Origin of the sequence: Mesorhizobium sp. B2-4-12 (assembly GCF_006441575.1) — a bacterium.
In the GTDB taxonomy this organism is placed as follows: domain Bacteria; phylum Pseudomonadota; class Alphaproteobacteria; order Rhizobiales; family Rhizobiaceae; genus Mesorhizobium.
In genome coordinates, this window is sequence record NZ_VFVC01000014.1 from 1 (window position 1) to 17,534 (window position 17,534).

Below are 17,534 nucleotides of genomic sequence, written 5' to 3' on the forward strand. Positions count from 1 at the left end.
GTCTTGATGAGAAACTACGCGTATCTTGTGGCGATGCTGGGTGCGGCCTGCATCGCCGGTCTGCCGGCCATGGCGGCGCAAACGAAGGGCGACAAGGCAACTTCGGCTGCAAATGCCGCCGCCAGTGCGCCGCAACTGCCTGGCGGCGCGTCGGCCTTGTCTGAAACCCATGGCGACTGGACGGTCAATTGCCAGGTATCGGGCACTGCCAAGGTATGCAGCCTGTCGCATCAGCAGTTCAACAAGCAGAGCAACCAGCGTCTGCTGGCGATCGAGCTGTCGAGCAAGAGCGGCGACGACGCGAGCGAAACCCTTGCCCTGCCGTTTGGCCTCGCGCTCGCCAAGGGTGTCACCCTGACCGTCGACAACCAGAAACTCGATGGCAGCCTGCCGTTTAACACCTGTCAGGTGGTCGGCTGCCTCGTGCCGGTGGCATTCGATGCCAACGTCACGCCGCTGCTCAAGTCGGGCACGACCCTCAAGATCGACACTTTCGCGGCCGACACGGGACAGCAGGTGAGCTTTTCCATTCCGCTCAACGGCTTCGGGGGCGCGCTCGCCCGCACGGCGGAGCTTTTTGGCTAACTGACGGGGAGAGGGTCTCCGGACCGGCGAAGCTGAGGCATCGCCTTGCCGCCGTCGAGCGGCAGGCGGTGCGTGCGTCGCGCGCCTTGGTTAGACGACGATCGTTTTGAGGCGCTCGGCGATCAGGGTGGCGAGCCGTGCCGCCACCTCGTCCTTGGTCATTTCGGGCCACTCTTCGACGCCGGTCTTCGAGACGATCCGGACCCGGTTGCGATCGCCGCCCATGACGCCTGAAGGGCCGATGCCGCTTTCGTGCGAGACGTCGTTGGCGACGATAAAATCGGCGCCTTTCTTCTTCAGCTTGGCCTCGGCATTGCGCAAAAGGTCCTGCGTCTCGGCGGCGAAGCCCACGACCAGGCCGGGTCGCTGCTTGTGGTGGCCGACCCCGGCAAGGATGTCGGGGTTCTCCACCATACGAAGCACCGGTGGCCCTTCGCCCGCCACCTTCTTGATCTTTTCGCCGGCGGAATTTTCGGAGCGCCAGTCGGCAACGGCAGCGACGAAGACCGCGGCGTCGGCAGGCAAAAGCTGTTCCACAGCATCGCGCATCCCTTGCGCGCGCTCGACGTGAATGGTCTTCACGCCGGCCGGATCGGCAATGGCGACCGGGCCGGAGACCAGTCGCACATCGGCGCCCAATCTTGCCAGTGCCGCCGCGATGGCGTGGCCCTGCTTGCCGGACGAACGGTTGGCGATGTAGCGCACCGGGTCGATCGGCTCATGCGTCGGGCCGGAAGTGACGATGATTTTCTTGCCAGCCAAAGGTTTCGGACTGAGATCGAGCAGCGCCTCGATCGCGGCGACGATCTCCAGCGGTTCGGCCATGCGGCCTTCGCCCGCCTCATTGCTCTCAGCCATCTCGCCTTTGGCAGGGCCGACAAAGGCAACGCCGTCCTTGGCCAGCGTGGCGCGGTTGCGCCGCGTCGCAGGATGCGCCCACATCCTCGGGTTCATGGCCGGTGCCATCAGCACCGGTTTGTCGGTGGCGATCAGCACGGTGGATGCGAGGTCGTTGGCGTGGCCATTGGCAAGCTTGGCCATCAGGTCGGCGGTCGCAGGCGCCACCACCAGCAGGTCGGCCTCGCGTGACAGCCTGATGTGGCCGACATCATGCTCGTCATTGCGGTCGAACAGTTCGGTGAAGACATGATCTGCCGAAAGCGCGCCGACCGACAGCGTGGTGACGAACTCCCGCGCGGCTGACGTCATCACCACCCGCACCGCGGCACCGCGCTCGCGCAGCCGCCGGATCAGGTCCAGCGCCTTGTAGGCTGCAATGCCGCCGCCGATGATCAGCAGGATGCGCTTGCCGGAGAGACTGCCGCGGGCAGAAATCCTGGCTGCCGTTGCGATGGCCGGGGCCGTCGAGCCCTGTGAGGCGGCCAGGTCGTGCAGGGCTTTCTCAATCTGGTCGAGGCGACCGGTCGGCAGGGCCTGCCCGTCAACCGCGGCCCGGATCATGACTCGTGCCTGCTCTTCCATGGAACGGTCGTTTTCCGCCGCCAGTCGGCGCAGCAGTTCCTTGACCTCATCGCCGAGGTTGCGAATGGTGATGCTTGCCATGTGATTGCGCTCTGCTCATCTTCCGATAGCAATGATAGCAATGCAATCATATCGCAGCAAGCTACGGACAGTGCTGACGCGGCGGAGCTAAATCAGCTTCCAGGCAATATAGACCAGTGTCAGCGCGATTACCCACAGCGCGACGCGGCCCGAACGGCTGTACCGGGCCTCGGCCTTGCCGATGGCGCGGGCGGTGGTTTCGTCGAAGCGCAGCCCGTGCTCGGCCATCAGATCGATCTCTCGCGACAGCCGATCAGTGCGCGCCGCAAGCTCCGGCGCCTGGCGGGCGAGCGTCAGCAGCGCCTTGGCGCCATCACGCGCATCGATCATCATGCCGCGCGGGCCGAGATTCCCGGCGATCCAGCCGCTGACCACCGGCTCGGCCGTCTTCCACATGTTGAAGACCGGATCGAGCGTACGCGCCACGCCCTCGACCACCACCATGGTCTTCTGCAGCAGGATCAGTTCCGGTCTTGTCGCCATGTCGAAGAGTTCGGTCACCTCGAACAGCAGCGTCAAAAGCTTGGCCATCGAAATGGTCTCGGCCGGCTGGCCGTGGATCGGCTCGCCGATGGCGCGGATCGCCTGCGCGAAGGCCGCGACATTGTGCTGGCGCGGCACATAGCCGGCCTCGAAATGCACCTCGGCGACGCGCAGATAGTCGCGCGTGATGAAGCCGTAGAGGATCTCGGCGAGGAAGCGGCGCTCCTTCTTGCCGAGCCTGCCGGCAATGCCGAGATCGACGGCGACGATGGTGCCATTCGCTTCGACGAACAGATTGCCGGGATGCATGTCGGCATGGAAGAAGCCGTCGCGCAGCGTATGGCGCAGGAACGACTGGACGAGATTGGCGGCGATCGCCTTCAGGTCGTGGCCGGCGGCTTCGAGGCCGGCGATGTTGTTCATCTTGACGCCTTCGACCCATTCCATGGTCAACACGTCGCGGCCGGTGCGTTCCCAGTCGACATAGGGTACGCGAAAACCGGGATCATCCCTGGTGTTTTCGCCAAGTTCGGAGAGTGCCGCGGCTTCGAGGCGCAGGTCCATCTCGATCTTGGTGGTTTGCGCCAGCGTCTCGGTGACCTGAACCGGCCGCAGCCGGCGTGACGAGGGGATGTACCTTTCCTGCAGGCGGGCGGCGAGGAAATAGCTTTCCAAGTCGTGAAAAAAGCGGCGGCGCACACCCGGCCGGATCACCTTCACCGCCACCTTGCTGGCAGCACCTTCGTGGAGGGTTTCGGCGGCGTGGACCTGGGCGATGGAAGCGGCGGCGACCGGGTCGCCGAATTGCGCGTAGAGATCGGCCACCTTGCGCCCGAGCGACGCTTCGATGGCCGCGATCGCCTCGGCCCTCGGGAAGGTGTGCATCTTGTCTTGCAGCATGGCAAGATCGAGCGCCATGTCATTGCCGACGACGTCGGGCCGCGTCGCCAGGAACTGGCCAAGCTTCACATAGGACGGGCCGAGCCGGACCACGGCCTTGGCCAGCCGGTCGCTGCGCTGATAGGCGAGTGCGCGGCGACGGGTGAACAGCCGCGCCAGCCGCCAGCCGAATTTCGGCAGGCCGGACAACTCCTCGCCGGGCAAGGCGGCGACGACGCCCTCGCGCACCAGCACCCAGCCGGCCCGCATGAGCCGAAATCCTGCGCTGACCGTGCTCATGGCTGCGCTCGCCCCGCCGATCCGTTGAACCGGCACTGAGCGCATCGAGCGGGGTAGATATGCGACGGCCTCAAAGCTTCCAGCCCGAATGCAGGGCCGCTATGCCGCCGGAATAGTTGCGGAAGGAAACACGCTCGAAGCCAGCGCGGGAAATCATTGCCGCGAAGTTCGGCTGGTTGGGGAATTTCGCGATCGATTCGACCAGGTAGGAATAGGGCTCGCCGTCGCCGGTGACCATCTTGCCGATCCTGGGAATGGCGTTGAACGACCAGGCTTCGTAAGCCTTGTCGAGCAGCGGCATCTCGACCTCGGAAAATTCCAGGCACAGGAACCGGCCGCCAGGCTTCAGCACGCGGAACGCTTCGCCGAGGGCGACATCGATGCGCGGCACGTTGCGGATGCCGAAAGCAATGGTGTAGGCGTCGAACGTGGCATCCGCGAAGGGCAGTTCCTCGGCATTGGCCTCGACGAAATCGGTGTTGCCGGACAGGCCTTTCTTCTCGGCCCGGTCGCGGCCGACGGCGAGCATCGAACCGTTGATGTCGAGCACGGTGGCATGAGCGTGGCCGTGGCTGGTATCGACGATGCGGAAGGCAATGTCGCCGGTGCCGCCGGCAACGTCGAGCACGCGCCAGCCCGCCCGCTTGGGCGGATTGAGCCAAGTGACCATGGCATCCTTCCACAGCCGGTGCAGGCCACCCGACATAAGATCGTTCATCAGGTCGTAGCGGTTGGCGACCTTGTGGAAAACATCGTTGACCAGGGACTGCTTCTCGCTTTCCCCTACACGCTTGAAACCATAAGAGGTTTCCATGCCGCCGGCGGCCGTGGTTCTCTCACCAGACATTTTTTTGATCCGTCATAAAACCGGCGGGACCATAGCCGATCGATGGTGCGGGCGCTATTGTTTAAGGCGCGGTGTTCAGCCGCGCTTCCAGGTGGCGGTTTTCAAGACCTGGACTGACCGACGGGATGTTTGAATGCCATTGAAAGCGGAACTGCACTGCCACATTGAAGGGGCAGCGGCGCCCGAACTCGTCATCCGCCAGGCGCAGAAATACGGCAAGGATACCTCGCCCTATATCCAGAACGGTTCCTTCGTCTGGCACGATTTCACCTCCTTTCTCGCCGCCTATGATTTCTCCTCCGATCTGTTCCGGACCGAGGAGGACTATGCGCGGCTGGCCGACCACTATCTGACCAGCCTCGCCCGCGACGGGGCGATCTATTCCGAGGTCTTCACCTCGCCCGACCATGCGATCAAAGCCGGGCTGTCGCCCAAGGCCTATACCGACGCGCTCGGCGAAGGCATGCTGCGCGCCAAGGCCAAGACCGGCATAGAGGGCCGCATGATCGTCACGGGCGTGCGCCATGTTGGCGTCGAGTCGATCGAACAGGCAGCGCGTTTCGCGGCGCGCTGCGGGCATCCGCTGGTCACCGGCTTCGGCGTCGCCGGCGATGAGCGGATAGGCGACATGGAAGACTATGTCAGGGCTTTCGAGATCGCTCGCGAAGCCGGGCTCGGCATAACCGTCCATGCCGGCGAACTGACAGGCTGGGAAACCGTACAGGCCGCGCTCGACCACATCCGCCCCTCCCGCATCGGCCATGGCGTGCGCGCCATCGAGAACCCGGAGCTTGTCCGGCGCATCGCCGATGAGGGCGTCGTGCTGGAATGCTGCCCCGGTTCCAACATCGCGCTCAAGGTGTTCGACAGTTTCGCCGACCATCCGTTTCCCGCCCTGCGGGCCGCCGGCTGCAAGGTGACGCTCAATTCCGACGACCCGCCCTATTTCTGGACCTCGCTGAAGCGCGAATACGATATCGCCGCCGAGCATTTTTCAATGAGCGAAAAGGCGCTGGCGGCGGTCACCAGAACCGCTATCGAAGCGGCCTTCGTCGACAGGAAGACCAAGGCGATGCTGCTGGGCCGGTTGGACGCGAAGGTGCGGTGATCGCGATAGTGAGTAGTCAGTACTCAGTAGTGGGCAGTTTGGCCGTGCACGCATCGAGCGGTTGAAGGCCGGCGCTTTCCTCAGGCGGGGACTCGCAAATCGGCTCACTATTCACTACTCACTATTCAACCACCCACCGCGAACCACCACGTCGGAGCACATCATGAAGGGCGTCACCGTCGTCGATCATCCGCTTGTCCAGCACAAGCTGACCATCATGCGCAAGAAGGAGACCTCGACGGCCGGCTTCAGGCGGCTGCTGCGCGAGATATCGCTGCTGCTCGGCTACGAGGTCACCCGCAACCTTGAACTGACCACCACCACCATCGAGACCCCGATCGAGGAGATGGAAGCGCCGACGCTGGAGGGCAAGAAGCTGGTCTTTGCCTCGGTGCTGCGCGCCGGCAACGGCTTGCTGGAAGGCCTGCTCGACCTGGTGCCCGCGGCTCGCGTCGCCCATATCGGTCTCTACCGCGACCACGAGACGCTGGAAGCGGTCGAGTATTTCTTCAAGGCGCCGAGCGATCTCGCCGACCGGCTGGTGATCGTCGTCGATCCGATGCTGGCGACCGCCAATTCGGCGATCGCGGCGATCGACAAGTTGAAGGGGCGCGGCGCCACCAACATCCGCTTCCTGTGCCTGCTGGCGGCGCCCGAAGGCATCGAGCGTTTCACCAAGGCGCATCCGGACGTCCCGGTCTTCACCGCCTCCATCGACCGCCAGCTCAATGAGAAGGGCTATATCATGCCTGGGCTCGGCGACGCCGGCGACCGTATGTACGGGACGAAATAGCAGCTGTCGAAGCGGTTCAGCGTTCGATTGAATCGTTGACCCGCTTTTGTCTTTGATTTCTCAATTCCGGACGGAAAACCGCTGTGCCCTTTTCCTGGAATTGCTCAAAGCCGCAACCAGGTTTACCGATTGTTTACGCAAGGATGCGGTTTCGGAGAGCGTTAAAGCGCCAAACACCATATCCGGACTAAGGATCAGCCCTCAAAGGTTGACCCATGCTGCGAACACTTCTCATTCTTGGTGCGTCCGCCGGAATAGCCGCATCCATCCCGATGATCTATCAGTCAAATCCCCAGCTTATCGAGGGATTGCTGAGATCGGCGATTACCGCCAAGCCGGCCACGGAGACCCAGCCGGACCTGAAGCTGGCGGCGATGCCGGACAAGCCGGCTGCAGCGCAACCGCTGGGCCGCAAGTTCGTGGTCGAGGCGGACGCGCGCGGACACTTCACCTCGCAGTTCAAGCTCAACGGTCGTCAGGTCGACGGCATGATCGATACCGGTGCGACGCTGGTTGCCATCAACACCTCGACGGCCCGCAGGATCGGCCTGTCGCTGAGCCCTTCCGATTTCACGCGCCAGGTCAACACCGCCAACGGCACGATCAAGGCTGCCGTGGTCACGGTCGATCGGCTGCAGATCGGCGCCATCCAGGTGGAAGACGTCCAAGCGGTCGTGCTCGACGACAAGGCGCTTCAAACCAATCTCATAGGCATGAGTTTCCTCACGCGGCTCCAGAAGTACCAGGTCGAAAACGGCTCCCTGCTCCTCGTCCAGTAGTTAACCGCGAGGCAGGATCCGCCGGATGACGGTTTTGTCCGCCGGCGGTTTCGAAGCGCCGATCGCATAGGCCGAAAGCACGGCCGCTGCTGCCGCCTCGGCATCGGACGGGGAGCGGGCATGGATCAGCGCCAGCGCATCTCCGGCTTGTACTTCCGCGCCAATGGGCAGCAGCCTGGTGATGCCGACGGTGGGATCGATCCTGTCGTCGGGCCGGGTGCGCCCGCCGCCCAGACCAACCACCGCAAGGCCGATATCGCGGGCGGCTATGCTTGTGACGAAACCCTGCGTCGTCGCCTTGACCGCGAATTCCGTTGCCGCCTCCGGCAAATATTTTTCCGGCCTCTCGATGAAATCCGCGGGGCCGCCGAGCACCGTCACCATGCGGGCGAAGGTGGCGGCGGCGCGCCCGCTGGCGAGCGTCTCGGTGGCGCGCCGCATGCCATCCTGGTTGGACGACACCAGTCCCGCCGACTGCAGCATTTCGGCCGCCAGCGCCAGGGTCACGTCCTCCAGTCGCCGGTCGCGAAGACGGCCGGTCAGGAAGTCGACGGCGTTGCGCACCTCGACGGCGTTGCCGGCAGCCGAGGCCAGTGGCTCGTTCATGCCGGTGATCAGGGCGGACACTTTCAGCCCGGCGCCGCTGGCGACCTCGACCAGACTGTTGGCGAGCGCGGTCGCATCACGCGACTTCTCCATGAAGGCGCCATTGCCGACCTTGACGTCGAGCACCAGAGAGCCCAGGCCGGCGGCGAGCTTCTTCGAGAGGATCGAGGCGGTGATCAGCGGCACCGATTCCACAGTGGCGGTCACGTCGCGGATCGCGTAGAGTCGGCGGTCGGCAGGCGCGAGGTCGGCGGTCTGGCCGATGATGGCACAGCCCGTTTCCAGTACCGCCTGGCGAAACAATGCAATGTCGGGCTGGCTGATATAGCCGGGGATCGCATCCATCTTGTCCAGCGTGCCGCCGGTATGGCCAAGGCCACGCCCCGAGATCATCGGGACGTAGGCGCCGCAGGCGGCGACGATCGGCGCCAGCATCAGCGAGACATTGTCGCCGACACCTCCGGTCGAATGCTTGTCGGTGACCGGGCCGGGCAGGTCCGACCAGTCGAGCACATCGCCGGAATCGCGCATGGCCAGTGTCAATGCCACGGCCTCGTCCCGGTTCATGCCGTTGAAGAACACCGCCATGGCAAAAGCCGCGGCCTGGCCGTCGGTGACGGCACCTGACGTCACGCCGTCGATGAAGGCCGCGATTTCGCGAGCCGAGAGCCTCTGGCCGTCTCGCTTGTGGCGGATGATTTCCTGCGGAAGCATCAGTTCTCCAGAAGCCTGTCGCGGAACACGCGCTGAAGGACCGTTGCCAGTCGTGACCCGCCAACCGGCGCCATGTCCTTGGTCTCCTGGTGCGAAAGTTCGGCTCCGGTCATGCCGGCGGCAAGGTTGGTGATGACCGAGCAGGCGGCGACCCGCAGCCCAAGGAAGCGGGCCAGAATGACTTCCGGCACGGTTGACATGCCCACCGCGTTGGCACCCATGATGCGCGCCATGCGGATTTCGGCCGGCGTTTCGAAACACGGCCCGGAAAACCACATATAGACGCCCTTGTGCAGCGCGGTGCCGGTCGCGTTCGCCGCGCGCTCGATCGCCTTGCGGATGCCGGCGTCATAGGCTTCGGTCAGGCCGACGAAGCGGCGGTCGCTCGGCTCGCCGATCAGCGGGTTGGTGCCGGAGAAGTTGATGTGGTCCGTGATCAGCATGACGGAGCCCGGCGGCATGTCCGGATCGACCGAGCCGGCGGCATTGGTGAGGATCAGTTTTGTGATGCCGATGCCGGCAAGCACTTCCAGCACCGGCCGCATCGCAGCCGCGTTGCCGTGCTCGTAGTAGTGGGCTCGGCCGGACAGCATCAGCACCGGCGTACCGGCAAACAGTCCCGCCACAACCTCGCCGGCATGGCCGCTGACGCCGCTCTTGGGAAAGCCGGGCAGGTCGGCATAGGAGACGCGGATCGGGTTCTCGATCCGGTCGACGAGGCCGCCGAGGCCCGAGCCCAGCACCAGCGCGGTCGACGGCGCCAGCCCGTCCAGCTTCTCGATGAGATGATCCAGCGCCTTTTCCGTCATTTCAGCAAGCCCGTGGTTTCAGCCAATGCTTCATTTCAGCCAGCGCTTCACTTCAAAATGTCGCCGCGGAAGCCGTAGGGGAACATGTCGCCCATGGTCACGGTCTCGGCCACACCCGTGTCGTCGCAGAGATAGAGCTTGGTTTCAGGGCGGCAGAATTCGGCCAGCCGCTGACGGCAGCCGCCGCAAGGCGTGCATTTGGCTATGCGTTCGGCAAGGACGGCGATTTCGACGATCTTGCCGCCGCCGCCCATAATGTAGTGGCCAAGCGCTGTCGTTTCGGCGCACCAGCCCTCCGGATAGGAGGCGACCTCGACGTTGGCGCCGGTGAAGATGCGTCCATCCTCGGTACGCAAGGCGGCGCCCACGGGAAACTTGGAATAGGGCGCATAGGCCTTGACCATGGCGGTCTTGGCCGCTTCGAACAGATCATGCGACATTCAGTTGTTCTCTCCCATGATCTCGTTCAAAAGCCGTCCGCCAGTGGATTCCGTTCGCTCAGCGCTCCTTGACATAGGGCACGCCGCCGGCGCGGGGCGGGATCGCCTTGCCGATGAAGCCGGCGAGCAGGACGACGGTGAGGATATAGGGCAGGGCTTGCATGAACTGCACCGGCACCTTGCCGATGATGGGCAGCGGCGAGCCCTGCAAGCGGATCGACAGCGCGTCGAGGAAGCCGAAAAGAAGGCAGGCGAACATGGCGTTGACCGGCTTCCACTTGGCGAAGATCAGCGCGGCCAGCGCGATGTAGCCCTTGCCGGCGGTCATGTCCTTCACGAAACCGCCATTCTGCACCATCGACAGATAGGCGCCGGCGACGCCGGTGAGGATGCCGGTGCAGATGAGCGCTCTGTAGCGCAGCCAGGCGACGGAAATGCCGGCGGTATCGACGGCGGCGGGATTTTCGCCGACGGCGCGCAGCCTGAGGCCGAAGCGGGTGCGAAACAGCACCCACCAGGTGAAGGGCACCATAAGGAAGGCGAGGTAGACCAGCAGCGAATGACCGGAGATCAACTCCGCATAGATCGGGCCGATGATCGGCACGTCCCTGACGGCATCGGCGCCGGGCCAGATGATCGCTTCGAACCGTTCGCCCGGCTGCAGCGCCGGCGTGCGTCCGCCCTGCTGGAACCAGGCCTGGCCGAGGATGATGGTCGATCCGGCGGCGATGAAATTGATCGCCACGCCGGAAACGATCTGGTTGCCGCGATGGGTGATCGAGGCGAAGCCGTGCACCATGGCAAACGCGACCGAGATCAGGATAGCCATGCCGAGGCCGAGCAAGGCCGAGTGGAAGACCGACGCCGCGGCCGCCCCTGCGAATGCGCCAACCAGCATCTTGCCTTCGAGCCCTATGTCGAAGATGCCGGCGCGTTCCGAATAAAGGCCGGCAAGGCATGCCAGCAGCAGCGGCACCGAGAGGCGGATGGTCGAGTCCAATGTCTGGACGATCGCGTTGAACACGTCCATCTCAGGCGCCCTTTCCCTTGACCGCTTCCATGCCGACCGACCGTGGGCTGAACGAGGCGAACAGCGCCTGGATGTAAGGCCTGAACATATGTTCGAGCGCGCCGGCGAACAGGATGACCAACCCCTGGATGATGACGATCATGTCGCGGCTGATCGCCGGCATCTCGAAGGCGAGTTCGGCGCCGCCCTGGTAGAGCATGCCGAACAGGATCGCCGCCAGCACGATGCCGACCGGGTGCAGACGCCCCATCAGCGCCACGGCGATGCCGACGAAGCCGGCGCCGGAGACGAAGTCGATCGCGACATTGTGCTGGTCGCCCATCACCGGATTGAGTGCCATCATGCCGGCGAGCGCGCCCGAGATCATCATCGCCGTGATGATGATGCGGGTTTCCGAAATGCCGGCATAGCACGCCGCCTTCGGGCTGTGGCCATAGGTGCGCATCTCATAGCCGAGCCTGGTGCGCCAGATCAGCAGCCAGACCAGGAAGGCCATGACCAACGCCAGCAGGAAGGTGACGTTGAGCGGGGCCGAACGGATCTTGGCGCCGAACAGCTCGATGATCCAGTTGAGTTTGGGCAGTTCGGCTCCGGCAAGGAAGTTCCGGGTCTGCGGGGCTTGCGACCCGGCCGGCTTCAACGGCCCCACCAGGAGGTAGACCATGATCGAGGCGGCGATGAAATTGAACATGATGGTGGTGATGACGATGTGCGAGCCACGCTTGGCCTGCAGATAGGCCGGGATCAGCGCCCACAACGCGCCTACAAGCGCGGAAGCGACGATGGCCAGCGGAAATGTCAGCCACCAGGGCAACACGCTGTCGAAGGACAGGCAGACGATGGCAATGCCAAGGCCGGCGATGTAGGCCTGCCCCTCGGTGCCGATGTTGAACAGGCCGCAATGCGCGGCCACCGCCACCGAGAGCCCGGTGAAGATGAAGGTGGTGGCATAGAAGAGGGTGAAGGCGATGCCTGTTCCCTTGCCGAAGGCCCCCTGGACCAGGATGACGGCGGCGCGGAACGGATTTTCGCCGACCAGCAGGACGACGAAGCCGGCGACGATGAAAGCCACGGCCAGATTGATCAGCGGAATCAGCCCATAGTCGGCCCAGGCCGGCAATTTGGCGTAAGGCGTGCTCATGCGGCGGCCTCCTGCTCGACTCCGGCCATCAGCAGGCCGAGCTCGCCTTCGGTCGCTTCGGGGCCGCGTTCGCCGACGATGCGGCCGGCAAACATCACCAGGATGCGGTCGGAGAGCGAGCGGATTTCGTCGAGCTCGACCGACACCACCAGCACGGCCTTGCCCTGGTCGCGCATGGCGATCAGGCGCTTGTGGATGAATTCGATGGCGCCGACATCGACGCCGCGCGTCGGCTGGCCGACGATCAGCACGCCGGGATCCTGTTCCATCTCCCGCGCCAGCACGATCTTCTGCTGGTTGCCGCCCGAAAAATTGGCGGTCTTCAGGCGCGGATTGCCGGGACGGATGTCGTATTTCTCGATCTTGTCCTTCGCATCGGCCATGATGGCATCGACATTGAGGAATGGCCCTTTGAGATAGCGGGGGTCGTCGTGATAGCCGAGAATGGAGTTCTCGTTCTCCTCGAAGGCCAGCACCAGCCCGACATGATGGCGGTCCTCCGGCACATGCGCGAGGCCGCGGTCGCGCAATTCGCCGGGATCGGCCTTGCCCGTCAGGTCGATGGGCTTGCCGTCGAGCATGACCGAGCCTGAAACGGCATGCCTGATGCCGGAAATCGCCTCGAGCAGCTCGGATTGGCCGTTGCCGGCGACGCCGGCGATGCCGACGATCTCGCCGGCGCGCACATCGAAGGAGATATCGTCGACCATGGTGACGCCACGGGAATCCCTGACCGTCAGGTTCTTGACCGCGAGCTTGACGGCACCGGCGGCGGCTTCGCCCTTTTCGACCCGCAGAAGCACACGGCGCCCGACCATCAGTTCGGCCAGTTCCTCGACGGTGGTTTTCTTCGTCTCCCGGGTCGCTACCATCGTGCCCTGGCGCATGACCGACACGGTGTCGGTGATGGCCATGATCTCGCGCAGCTTGTGGGTGATCAGAACCACCGTCTTGCCCTGTTCCTTCAACTGCTTGAGGATGCGGAACAGATGGTCGGCCTCGGCAGGCGTCAGCGCGCCCGTTGGCTCGTCGAGGATCAGGATCTCGGCGCCGCGATAGAGCGCTTTCAGAATTTCGACACGCTGCTGCAGGCCAACCGGCAGTTCCTCGATGATCGCGTCGGGATCGACTTCCAGCCCGTATTCGCGTTCCAGCCGCTCCAGCTCGGAACGCGCCTTGGCGATGCTGCTCTTCAAGAGCGCATCGTTTTCGGCGCCGAGAATAATGTTCTCCAGCACCGAGAAATTGTCGACCAGCATGAAATGCTGGTGCACCATGCCGATACCGAGCGCGATCGCGTCGTTGGGCGTCTTGATCGACGCCGGCTTGCCGCCGACGCGGATTTCGCCGCCGTCGGCCTGGTAGAAACCGTAGAGGATCGACATCAGCGTCGACTTGCCGGCGCCATTTTCGCCGACGATGCCGTGGATGGTGCCGCGCGCGATCTCCAGATTGATGTCGCGGTTGGCACGCACGGCGCCAAAACTCTTGTTGATGCCGATCAGTTCGATTGCGGCTTGCGCCATGCAGCCTGTCCCACTCTTATTTTTTTATCGCTTGGTCAAAATGCCTAGCATGACGCTCCGCCCATGCCAATTGGCCGAAGCAGCGTCCACTCTCGACAAATCCGCGCGCCCTTGTCAATTTCGAACGTGTCCGAAGCTCTCACATTCGCTAGTATGGCGAAGCCGAATTGAAACCGCGGCGCAAGCATCGCGGTACAAACTGGGGACTTCGCATGACCACGCCCGCCGACCGGCTGACGACGCTCGAAATCCGAGCCGCCGAGCAGGAAAAGACCATCGAGGAGCTGTCGGGCCAGATCGCCGAGCAGTGGACGGTGATCGAGCGCATGCAGCGCAAGCTCGACGCGCTGACCGAGCGTTTCCTGGCGCTCGAGGAGCAGGCGGGGTCAGACGTGCCGGTGACCAAACCGCCGCACTGGTAGGGTGGAGGGGAGCCATGGCCGGGGAGGGCGACCGCAGGGCAAGGGCTGGGGACTATGTGCTCGGCCTGATGAAAGACGCGGAGCGCCAACGGGCCGAGCGGGACCTGGAGATCGACCCAGCCTTCCGCGATGCGGTGATACGGCTTGCCGAGCGCATGCACATCTTCGACCGTGCCGTGCCGTCGGGCGGCGACGATCGGTGGCGGCTGATCTCGCAGCGCATCGCCGAACTGCCGCAGATGCGCGCCGCCGGCCTGGACGACGTCAAGCCGGTGATCCATGGTCTTGCCAGGAAGCCACATGGGTTCGGTGTGCATTCTCTTGGCGCCCGGTGCGGGATGATCATTGCCGCTGCGCTGATTGCTGTGTTCGTATTCGGCTATCTGATGGGAAGGTTATAGGCCAAGTCCACGCGACATCAGCAGCATCGTCTCGCCATCCTGCTCGAATGTCTCCACCCAAGTCCAGCCAAGAGCCGCGTAGAAGTCGCGCGCTTCCCAGGTGTAGAGATAAAGCGTCTCGACACCGACGGAGGCCGCATGCGCTTCGATCGCATTGACCAGCGCCGTGCCAATCCCTTTGCCTCGATACGGGGCGTCGACGACAAGGCCCGCCAGCCAAGGCGTCAGATCGTGCGCCGGTTCCAATTCGTCGCGCACCAACAGGCAGGTGCCGACCGGCACACCGTCAATCCGGACGACCAGGGCCGCCTCGAACCCGTCGCCTGCAAGCAATTTTCGAAGTCCTGCCGCATCGTCTTCAAGCGTCCTTCCCGTGCCTTCGAAAAAGGCCGCGAGGCGCAGCCGCGCCACGGTCTCGATGTCGTGGTCCTGCATGGGTTCGATTGTCAGCTGCATCGCTCTCTCGAATGTCATTCCCTCCGGACGGATTGAAGCGTCGCCCCATCCAGCAAGAACAAACCGCCGGGCTTTCACCCGGCGGTCTGCAAAATCATGGCTGAAGAGCGCTGCCGATCAATAGGGGCAGGCGTTGTCGGCCGTGTAGTCGTGCACCTGGATCTTGCCGGCGATAATGTCGGCCTTGGCCTTTTCGACGGCAGCCTTCATCGCGTCGGTCACCAGCGCCTTGTTGTTGTCGTCCATGGCGTAGTCGACGCCGCCTTCCTTGAGGCCGAGGTTTTCGACGCCGCCCTTGAAAGTGCCGTTCTTGCCGTCCATGAAGGCGGTGTAGACTGCGACGTCGACGCGCTTCATCATCGAAGTCAGCACCTTGCCGGGCTGCAGGCCGTTCTGGTTGGAATCAACGCCGATGCCGAGCTTGCCGGCATCAGCCGCCGCCTGCAGCACGCCGACGCCGGTGCCGCCGGCCGCGGCGTAGACCACGTCGGAGCCCTGGTCGATCTGCGTCTTGGCGATTTCGCCGCCCTTGGCCGGATCGTTCCAGGCGGCCGGCGTGTCGCCGGTCATATTCTGGATCACTTCCGTCGCACCGGCCGCCTTGGCGCCACCGACATAGCCGCATTCGAATTTGCGGATCAGCGGGATGTCCATGCCGCCGACGAAGGAGACCTTCTTCGATTTCGAGGCCATCGCCGCCATGATGCCGACGAGGTAGGAGCCTTCGTTCTCCTTGAACACCAGCGAGCGGACATTGGGCAGGTCGACGGCATCGTCGATGATGGCGAAGTTGAGATCGGGATATTCGGCCGCGACCTTCTTCAGCGCATCCTCCCAGGCGAAGCCGGCCATGACGATCGGGTTGTGGCCGTCCTCGGCGAAGCGGCGCAGCGCCTGCTCGCGCTGCGAGGCATTGGACACCTCGAATTCGACATAGGGCGTGCCGGTCTCGGTCTTGAACTTCTCGGCGCCGTGATAGGCCGCTTCGTTGAACGATTTGTCGAACTTGCCGCCCAGATCATAGAGGATGGCCGGCTGGACATCCGCGGCAAAAGCCGGAAGAACCATTGCGGTTGCGGCCAGAAGGCCGAGAACGATACGTTTCATGTGATCCACACCCTGTCGGTTATTTTTCCGTTACGCCCCGCCCGCCTGTCCGGTTCTGCGGCAGGCATGCGACGTCAGCCAGGAGTGTACTGCCCTCCCGCTCGGCGGCAATCTGGCACGGCCCGAAACAAAATTCACGCGGAATTTTGACCCTTTGGAAAAGCGTGCCAAGGGCAAGCCGTGCCGGCAGTTTGGTCCTTGCGGATCAGTTGGCGGCGAACTGACCTGCACGCCGCTGCCGCTTGTAGCCGATGGCGTAGAGCAGGAAGGCCAGCACCGCGAACACGGCAAATCCCGGCTGGTTGAGCACCCAGGCAATGGCGCCATCCCACAGCAGCGGACTGGCCTTGGCGCGGACGAAGGTTTCGAAGGCCGCCCTTGTGTCCGGCGAGACGGCCAGCCAGCTGGCGTTGAGCGGGGTGAGCACAAGGGCCGAAGCCGCCACCGTGCGGGTGGTGTCGAGCACCGCCATGATGACGGAAACCGACAGCGCGACCATGGCAGCAAGACGAAAGATGAAACGAAACATCAAGGCTCTCCCCCGGCCGATCCTGGACGCTTCCCAGGAACCTTCGGCACGTGTCCCGAAACGAGAAATAGAATGGGGATGGCTTGCCCGCAACCGCGATACGCGAATTTGAAGGCTCGGGCTTCCTCTTCCTACGCCACCGGCCCTATGCGGCCGGCCGACGCCTATGCCGGTGAGGGAGCCAGACGGCGAGAATGCCGCCGGCGATGGCGCCGACCACCAGCCCGGCCATGCCGATGAAGGCGGCGAAATAGCCGCAACCGCCCTCGAAGCAGCTTATCGGCGACATCGGCGATCACCGAACCGGCGAAGAAGCCGCCCCTTGCCTGTGCACATCATTCGGGTGCCGTCGTCTCAAATTCGGGTACGACGGCGGCTTTGCGAAACGCTGTGTGGTCGGCAAAGCGAATAGAGTGCCGTTATGGCTTGGCATTCGGCGCGGGATCGACTAGATGAGCCCCGCGCCTGTTGCTTTGACGGCTCAGGTGCCGGGGAAGGATGCCCGTTGGTTGGACGGCATCCATGGCGCGGAAGCTCCGCCGCAGCCCCAAGGAGATGCATCTCCCCAACCCGCACGGCGAACCGGCCGGCGCGAAGGCAAAGGACGGAGAGGTGGCCGAGTGGTTGAAGGCGCACGCCTGGAAAGTGTGTTTACGGGAAACCGTAACGCGGGTTCGAATCCCGCTCTCTCCGCCATTCTCACGATTGTGGCATTTACGCCGGCAAAATCAAATGGTTAGTGGAATTGGTCATTATAGCTTTGACCAACTACTTAGACCAATCTGGAGCAATCGCCGGGCCCGTCAGCCAACCTTTCGCCTGTCCTCGTATCACTCAAGCTCCTGCCACGGGTCTCCTCGCACAGCCTCACTGCCTTGCCTCGAATCCAAAGTTAACTCTTGGCACCTAAAAAGCACCAATGATCAAGGCTGCGGTCTTTTCAATTGGGTGCGTGATCGCATTAGGTCTTTGGATCAGCGGTCTTAGAGCTTGGGCTTCCAGCATCGCCTCTCAAA

Annotated in this window: 19 protein-coding genes and 1 tRNA gene; 7 read left to right on the forward strand and 13 right to left on the reverse strand. The window is 63.7% G+C overall.

The genetic code is table 11. The features are described 5' to 3' along the window. Nucleotides 1–585, forward strand: a 585-nt coding sequence (locus FJ934_RS10890; protein ID WP_246671484.1) for an invasion associated locus B family protein, incomplete at its 5' end; no start/stop codon positions are given. A gap of 90 nt (nt 586–675) precedes the next feature. On the opposite strand, the gene coaBC is transcribed toward FJ934_RS10890, so the two are convergent. The 3 genes from coaBC to ubiE all read right to left on the reverse strand — a co-directional run bounded on the left by coaBC (nt 676) and on the right by ubiE (nt 4,657). Then, the gene (coaBC, locus tag FJ934_RS10895) at nt 676–2,148 is read right to left on the reverse strand and encodes a bifunctional phosphopantothenoylcysteine decarboxylase/phosphopantothenate--cysteine ligase CoaBC (RefSeq protein ID WP_210241954.1); all 1,473 of its coding nucleotides are present in this window, start codon (nt 2,146–2,148) and stop codon (nt 676–678) included. Between the two features lie 87 nt (nt 2,149–2,235). Then, on the reverse strand, nt 2,236–3,810 hold the full coding sequence (gene ubiB, locus FJ934_RS10900; RefSeq protein WP_140609572.1) for a 2-polyprenylphenol 6-hydroxylase: 1,575 nt from the start codon (nt 3,808–3,810) through the stop codon (nt 2,236–2,238). Nucleotides 3,811–3,880: 70 nt separating this feature from the next. Next, the gene (ubiE, locus tag FJ934_RS10905) at nt 3,881–4,657 is read right to left on the reverse strand and encodes a bifunctional demethylmenaquinone methyltransferase/2-methoxy-6-polyprenyl-1,4-benzoquinol methylase UbiE (RefSeq protein ID WP_140609574.1); all 777 of its coding nucleotides are present in this window, start codon (nt 4,655–4,657) and stop codon (nt 3,881–3,883) included. A gap of 133 nt (nt 4,658–4,790) precedes the next feature. Between ubiE and FJ934_RS10910 the strand changes: the two genes are divergently transcribed. The 3 genes from FJ934_RS10910 to FJ934_RS10920 all read left to right on the forward strand — a co-directional run bounded on the left by FJ934_RS10910 (nt 4,791) and on the right by FJ934_RS10920 (nt 7,337). Continuing rightward, nucleotides 4,791–5,765, forward strand: coding sequence for an adenosine deaminase (locus tag FJ934_RS10910; protein ID WP_140609576.1), 975 nt, complete (start codon nt 4,791–4,793; stop codon nt 5,763–5,765). Nucleotides 5,766–5,928: 163 nt separating this feature from the next. Further along, nucleotides 5,929–6,558: a uracil phosphoribosyltransferase gene (upp, locus tag FJ934_RS10915; RefSeq protein ID WP_095199484.1), complete on the forward strand. Its 630-nt coding sequence runs from the start codon at nt 5,929–5,931 to the stop codon at nt 6,556–6,558. Nucleotides 6,559–6,773: 215 nt separating this feature from the next. Further along, the gene (locus FJ934_RS10920) at nt 6,774–7,337 is read left to right on the forward strand and encodes a TIGR02281 family clan AA aspartic protease (RefSeq protein ID WP_140609578.1); all 564 of its coding nucleotides are present in this window, start codon (nt 6,774–6,776) and stop codon (nt 7,335–7,337) included. Here the strand turns inward: FJ934_RS10920 and deoA are convergent, their stop codons facing one another. Genes deoA through FJ934_RS10950 form a run of 6 tightly spaced genes read right to left on the reverse strand, consistent with a single transcriptional unit; the run spans nt 7,338 to nt 13,603 of the window. Continuing rightward, nucleotides 7,338–8,657 (reverse strand): thymidine phosphorylase, encoded by a 1,320-nt coding sequence (gene deoA / locus FJ934_RS10925; RefSeq protein ID WP_140609580.1) that lies wholly within the window; start codon nt 8,655–8,657, stop codon nt 7,338–7,340. Continuing rightward, nucleotides 8,657–9,466 carry a purine-nucleoside phosphorylase gene (locus tag FJ934_RS10930; protein ID WP_140609582.1) on the reverse strand — a complete coding sequence of 270 codons (810 nt, stop codon included), beginning with the start codon at nt 9,464–9,466 and terminating at the stop codon, nt 8,657–8,659. Before FJ934_RS10930 ends, deoA begins: the two co-directional genes overlap by 1 nt. A 47-nt stretch (nt 9,467–9,513) precedes the next feature. Beyond that, nucleotides 9,514–9,906: a cytidine deaminase gene (cdd, locus tag FJ934_RS10935; RefSeq protein ID WP_140609584.1), complete on the reverse strand. Its 393-nt coding sequence runs from the start codon at nt 9,904–9,906 to the stop codon at nt 9,514–9,516. Nucleotides 9,907–9,964: 58 nt separating this feature from the next. Further along, complete coding sequence (locus FJ934_RS10940; RefSeq protein WP_140609586.1) at nt 9,965–10,936, reverse strand: ABC transporter permease; 972 nt, start codon at nt 10,934–10,936, stop codon at nt 9,965–9,967. 1 nt (nt 10,937) lies between these two features. Continuing rightward, nucleotides 10,938–12,077, reverse strand: coding sequence for an ABC transporter permease (locus tag FJ934_RS10945; protein ID WP_140609588.1), 1,140 nt, complete (start codon nt 12,075–12,077; stop codon nt 10,938–10,940). After that, entirely contained in the window at nt 12,074–13,603 is a 1,530-nt protein-coding gene (locus FJ934_RS10950) for an ABC transporter ATP-binding protein (protein ID WP_140609590.1), read from the reverse strand. The genes FJ934_RS10945 and FJ934_RS10950 overlap by 4 nt, the downstream gene beginning before the upstream one ends. Before the next feature lie 212 nt (nt 13,604–13,815). On the opposite strand from FJ934_RS10950, the gene FJ934_RS10955 reads away from it, so the two are divergent. Then, nucleotides 13,816–14,025: a SlyX family protein gene (locus tag FJ934_RS10955; RefSeq protein WP_140609592.1), complete on the forward strand. Its 210-nt coding sequence runs from the start codon at nt 13,816–13,818 to the stop codon at nt 14,023–14,025. 14 nt (nt 14,026–14,039) lie between these two features. Further along, complete coding sequence (locus FJ934_RS10960; protein ID WP_140609594.1) at nt 14,040–14,426, forward strand: hypothetical protein; 387 nt, start codon at nt 14,040–14,042, stop codon at nt 14,424–14,426. Here FJ934_RS10960 and FJ934_RS10965 read toward each other — a convergent pair. The 4 genes from FJ934_RS10965 to FJ934_RS27965 all read right to left on the reverse strand — a co-directional run bounded on the left by FJ934_RS10965 (nt 14,421) and on the right by FJ934_RS27965 (nt 16,807). Then, nucleotides 14,421–14,882 (reverse strand): GNAT family N-acetyltransferase, encoded by a 462-nt coding sequence (locus FJ934_RS10965; RefSeq protein WP_140609596.1) that lies wholly within the window; start codon nt 14,880–14,882, stop codon nt 14,421–14,423. The two genes, FJ934_RS10960 and FJ934_RS10965, sit on opposite strands and share 6 nt — an antisense overlap. 117 nt (nt 14,883–14,999) lie before the next feature. Beyond that, nucleotides 15,000–15,989, reverse strand: a complete 990-nt coding sequence (locus FJ934_RS10970) for a BMP family ABC transporter substrate-binding protein (protein WP_140609598.1) — start codon at nt 15,987–15,989, stop codon at nt 15,000–15,002. Between the two features lie 205 nt (nt 15,990–16,194). Continuing rightward, nucleotides 16,195–16,518, reverse strand: coding sequence for a hypothetical protein (locus tag FJ934_RS10975; RefSeq protein ID WP_140609600.1), 324 nt, complete (start codon nt 16,516–16,518; stop codon nt 16,195–16,197). A 145-nt stretch (nt 16,519–16,663) separates the two neighbouring features. Continuing rightward, on the reverse strand, nt 16,664–16,807 hold the full coding sequence (locus tag FJ934_RS27965) for a hypothetical protein (RefSeq protein WP_181165586.1): 144 nt from the start codon (nt 16,805–16,807) through the stop codon (nt 16,664–16,666). A gap of 317 nt (nt 16,808–17,124) precedes the next feature. On the opposite strand from FJ934_RS27965, the gene FJ934_RS10980 reads away from it, so the two are divergent. Next, nucleotides 17,125–17,214, forward strand: a tRNA-Ser gene (locus FJ934_RS10980). Nucleotides 17,215–17,534 lie beyond the last annotated feature (320 nt).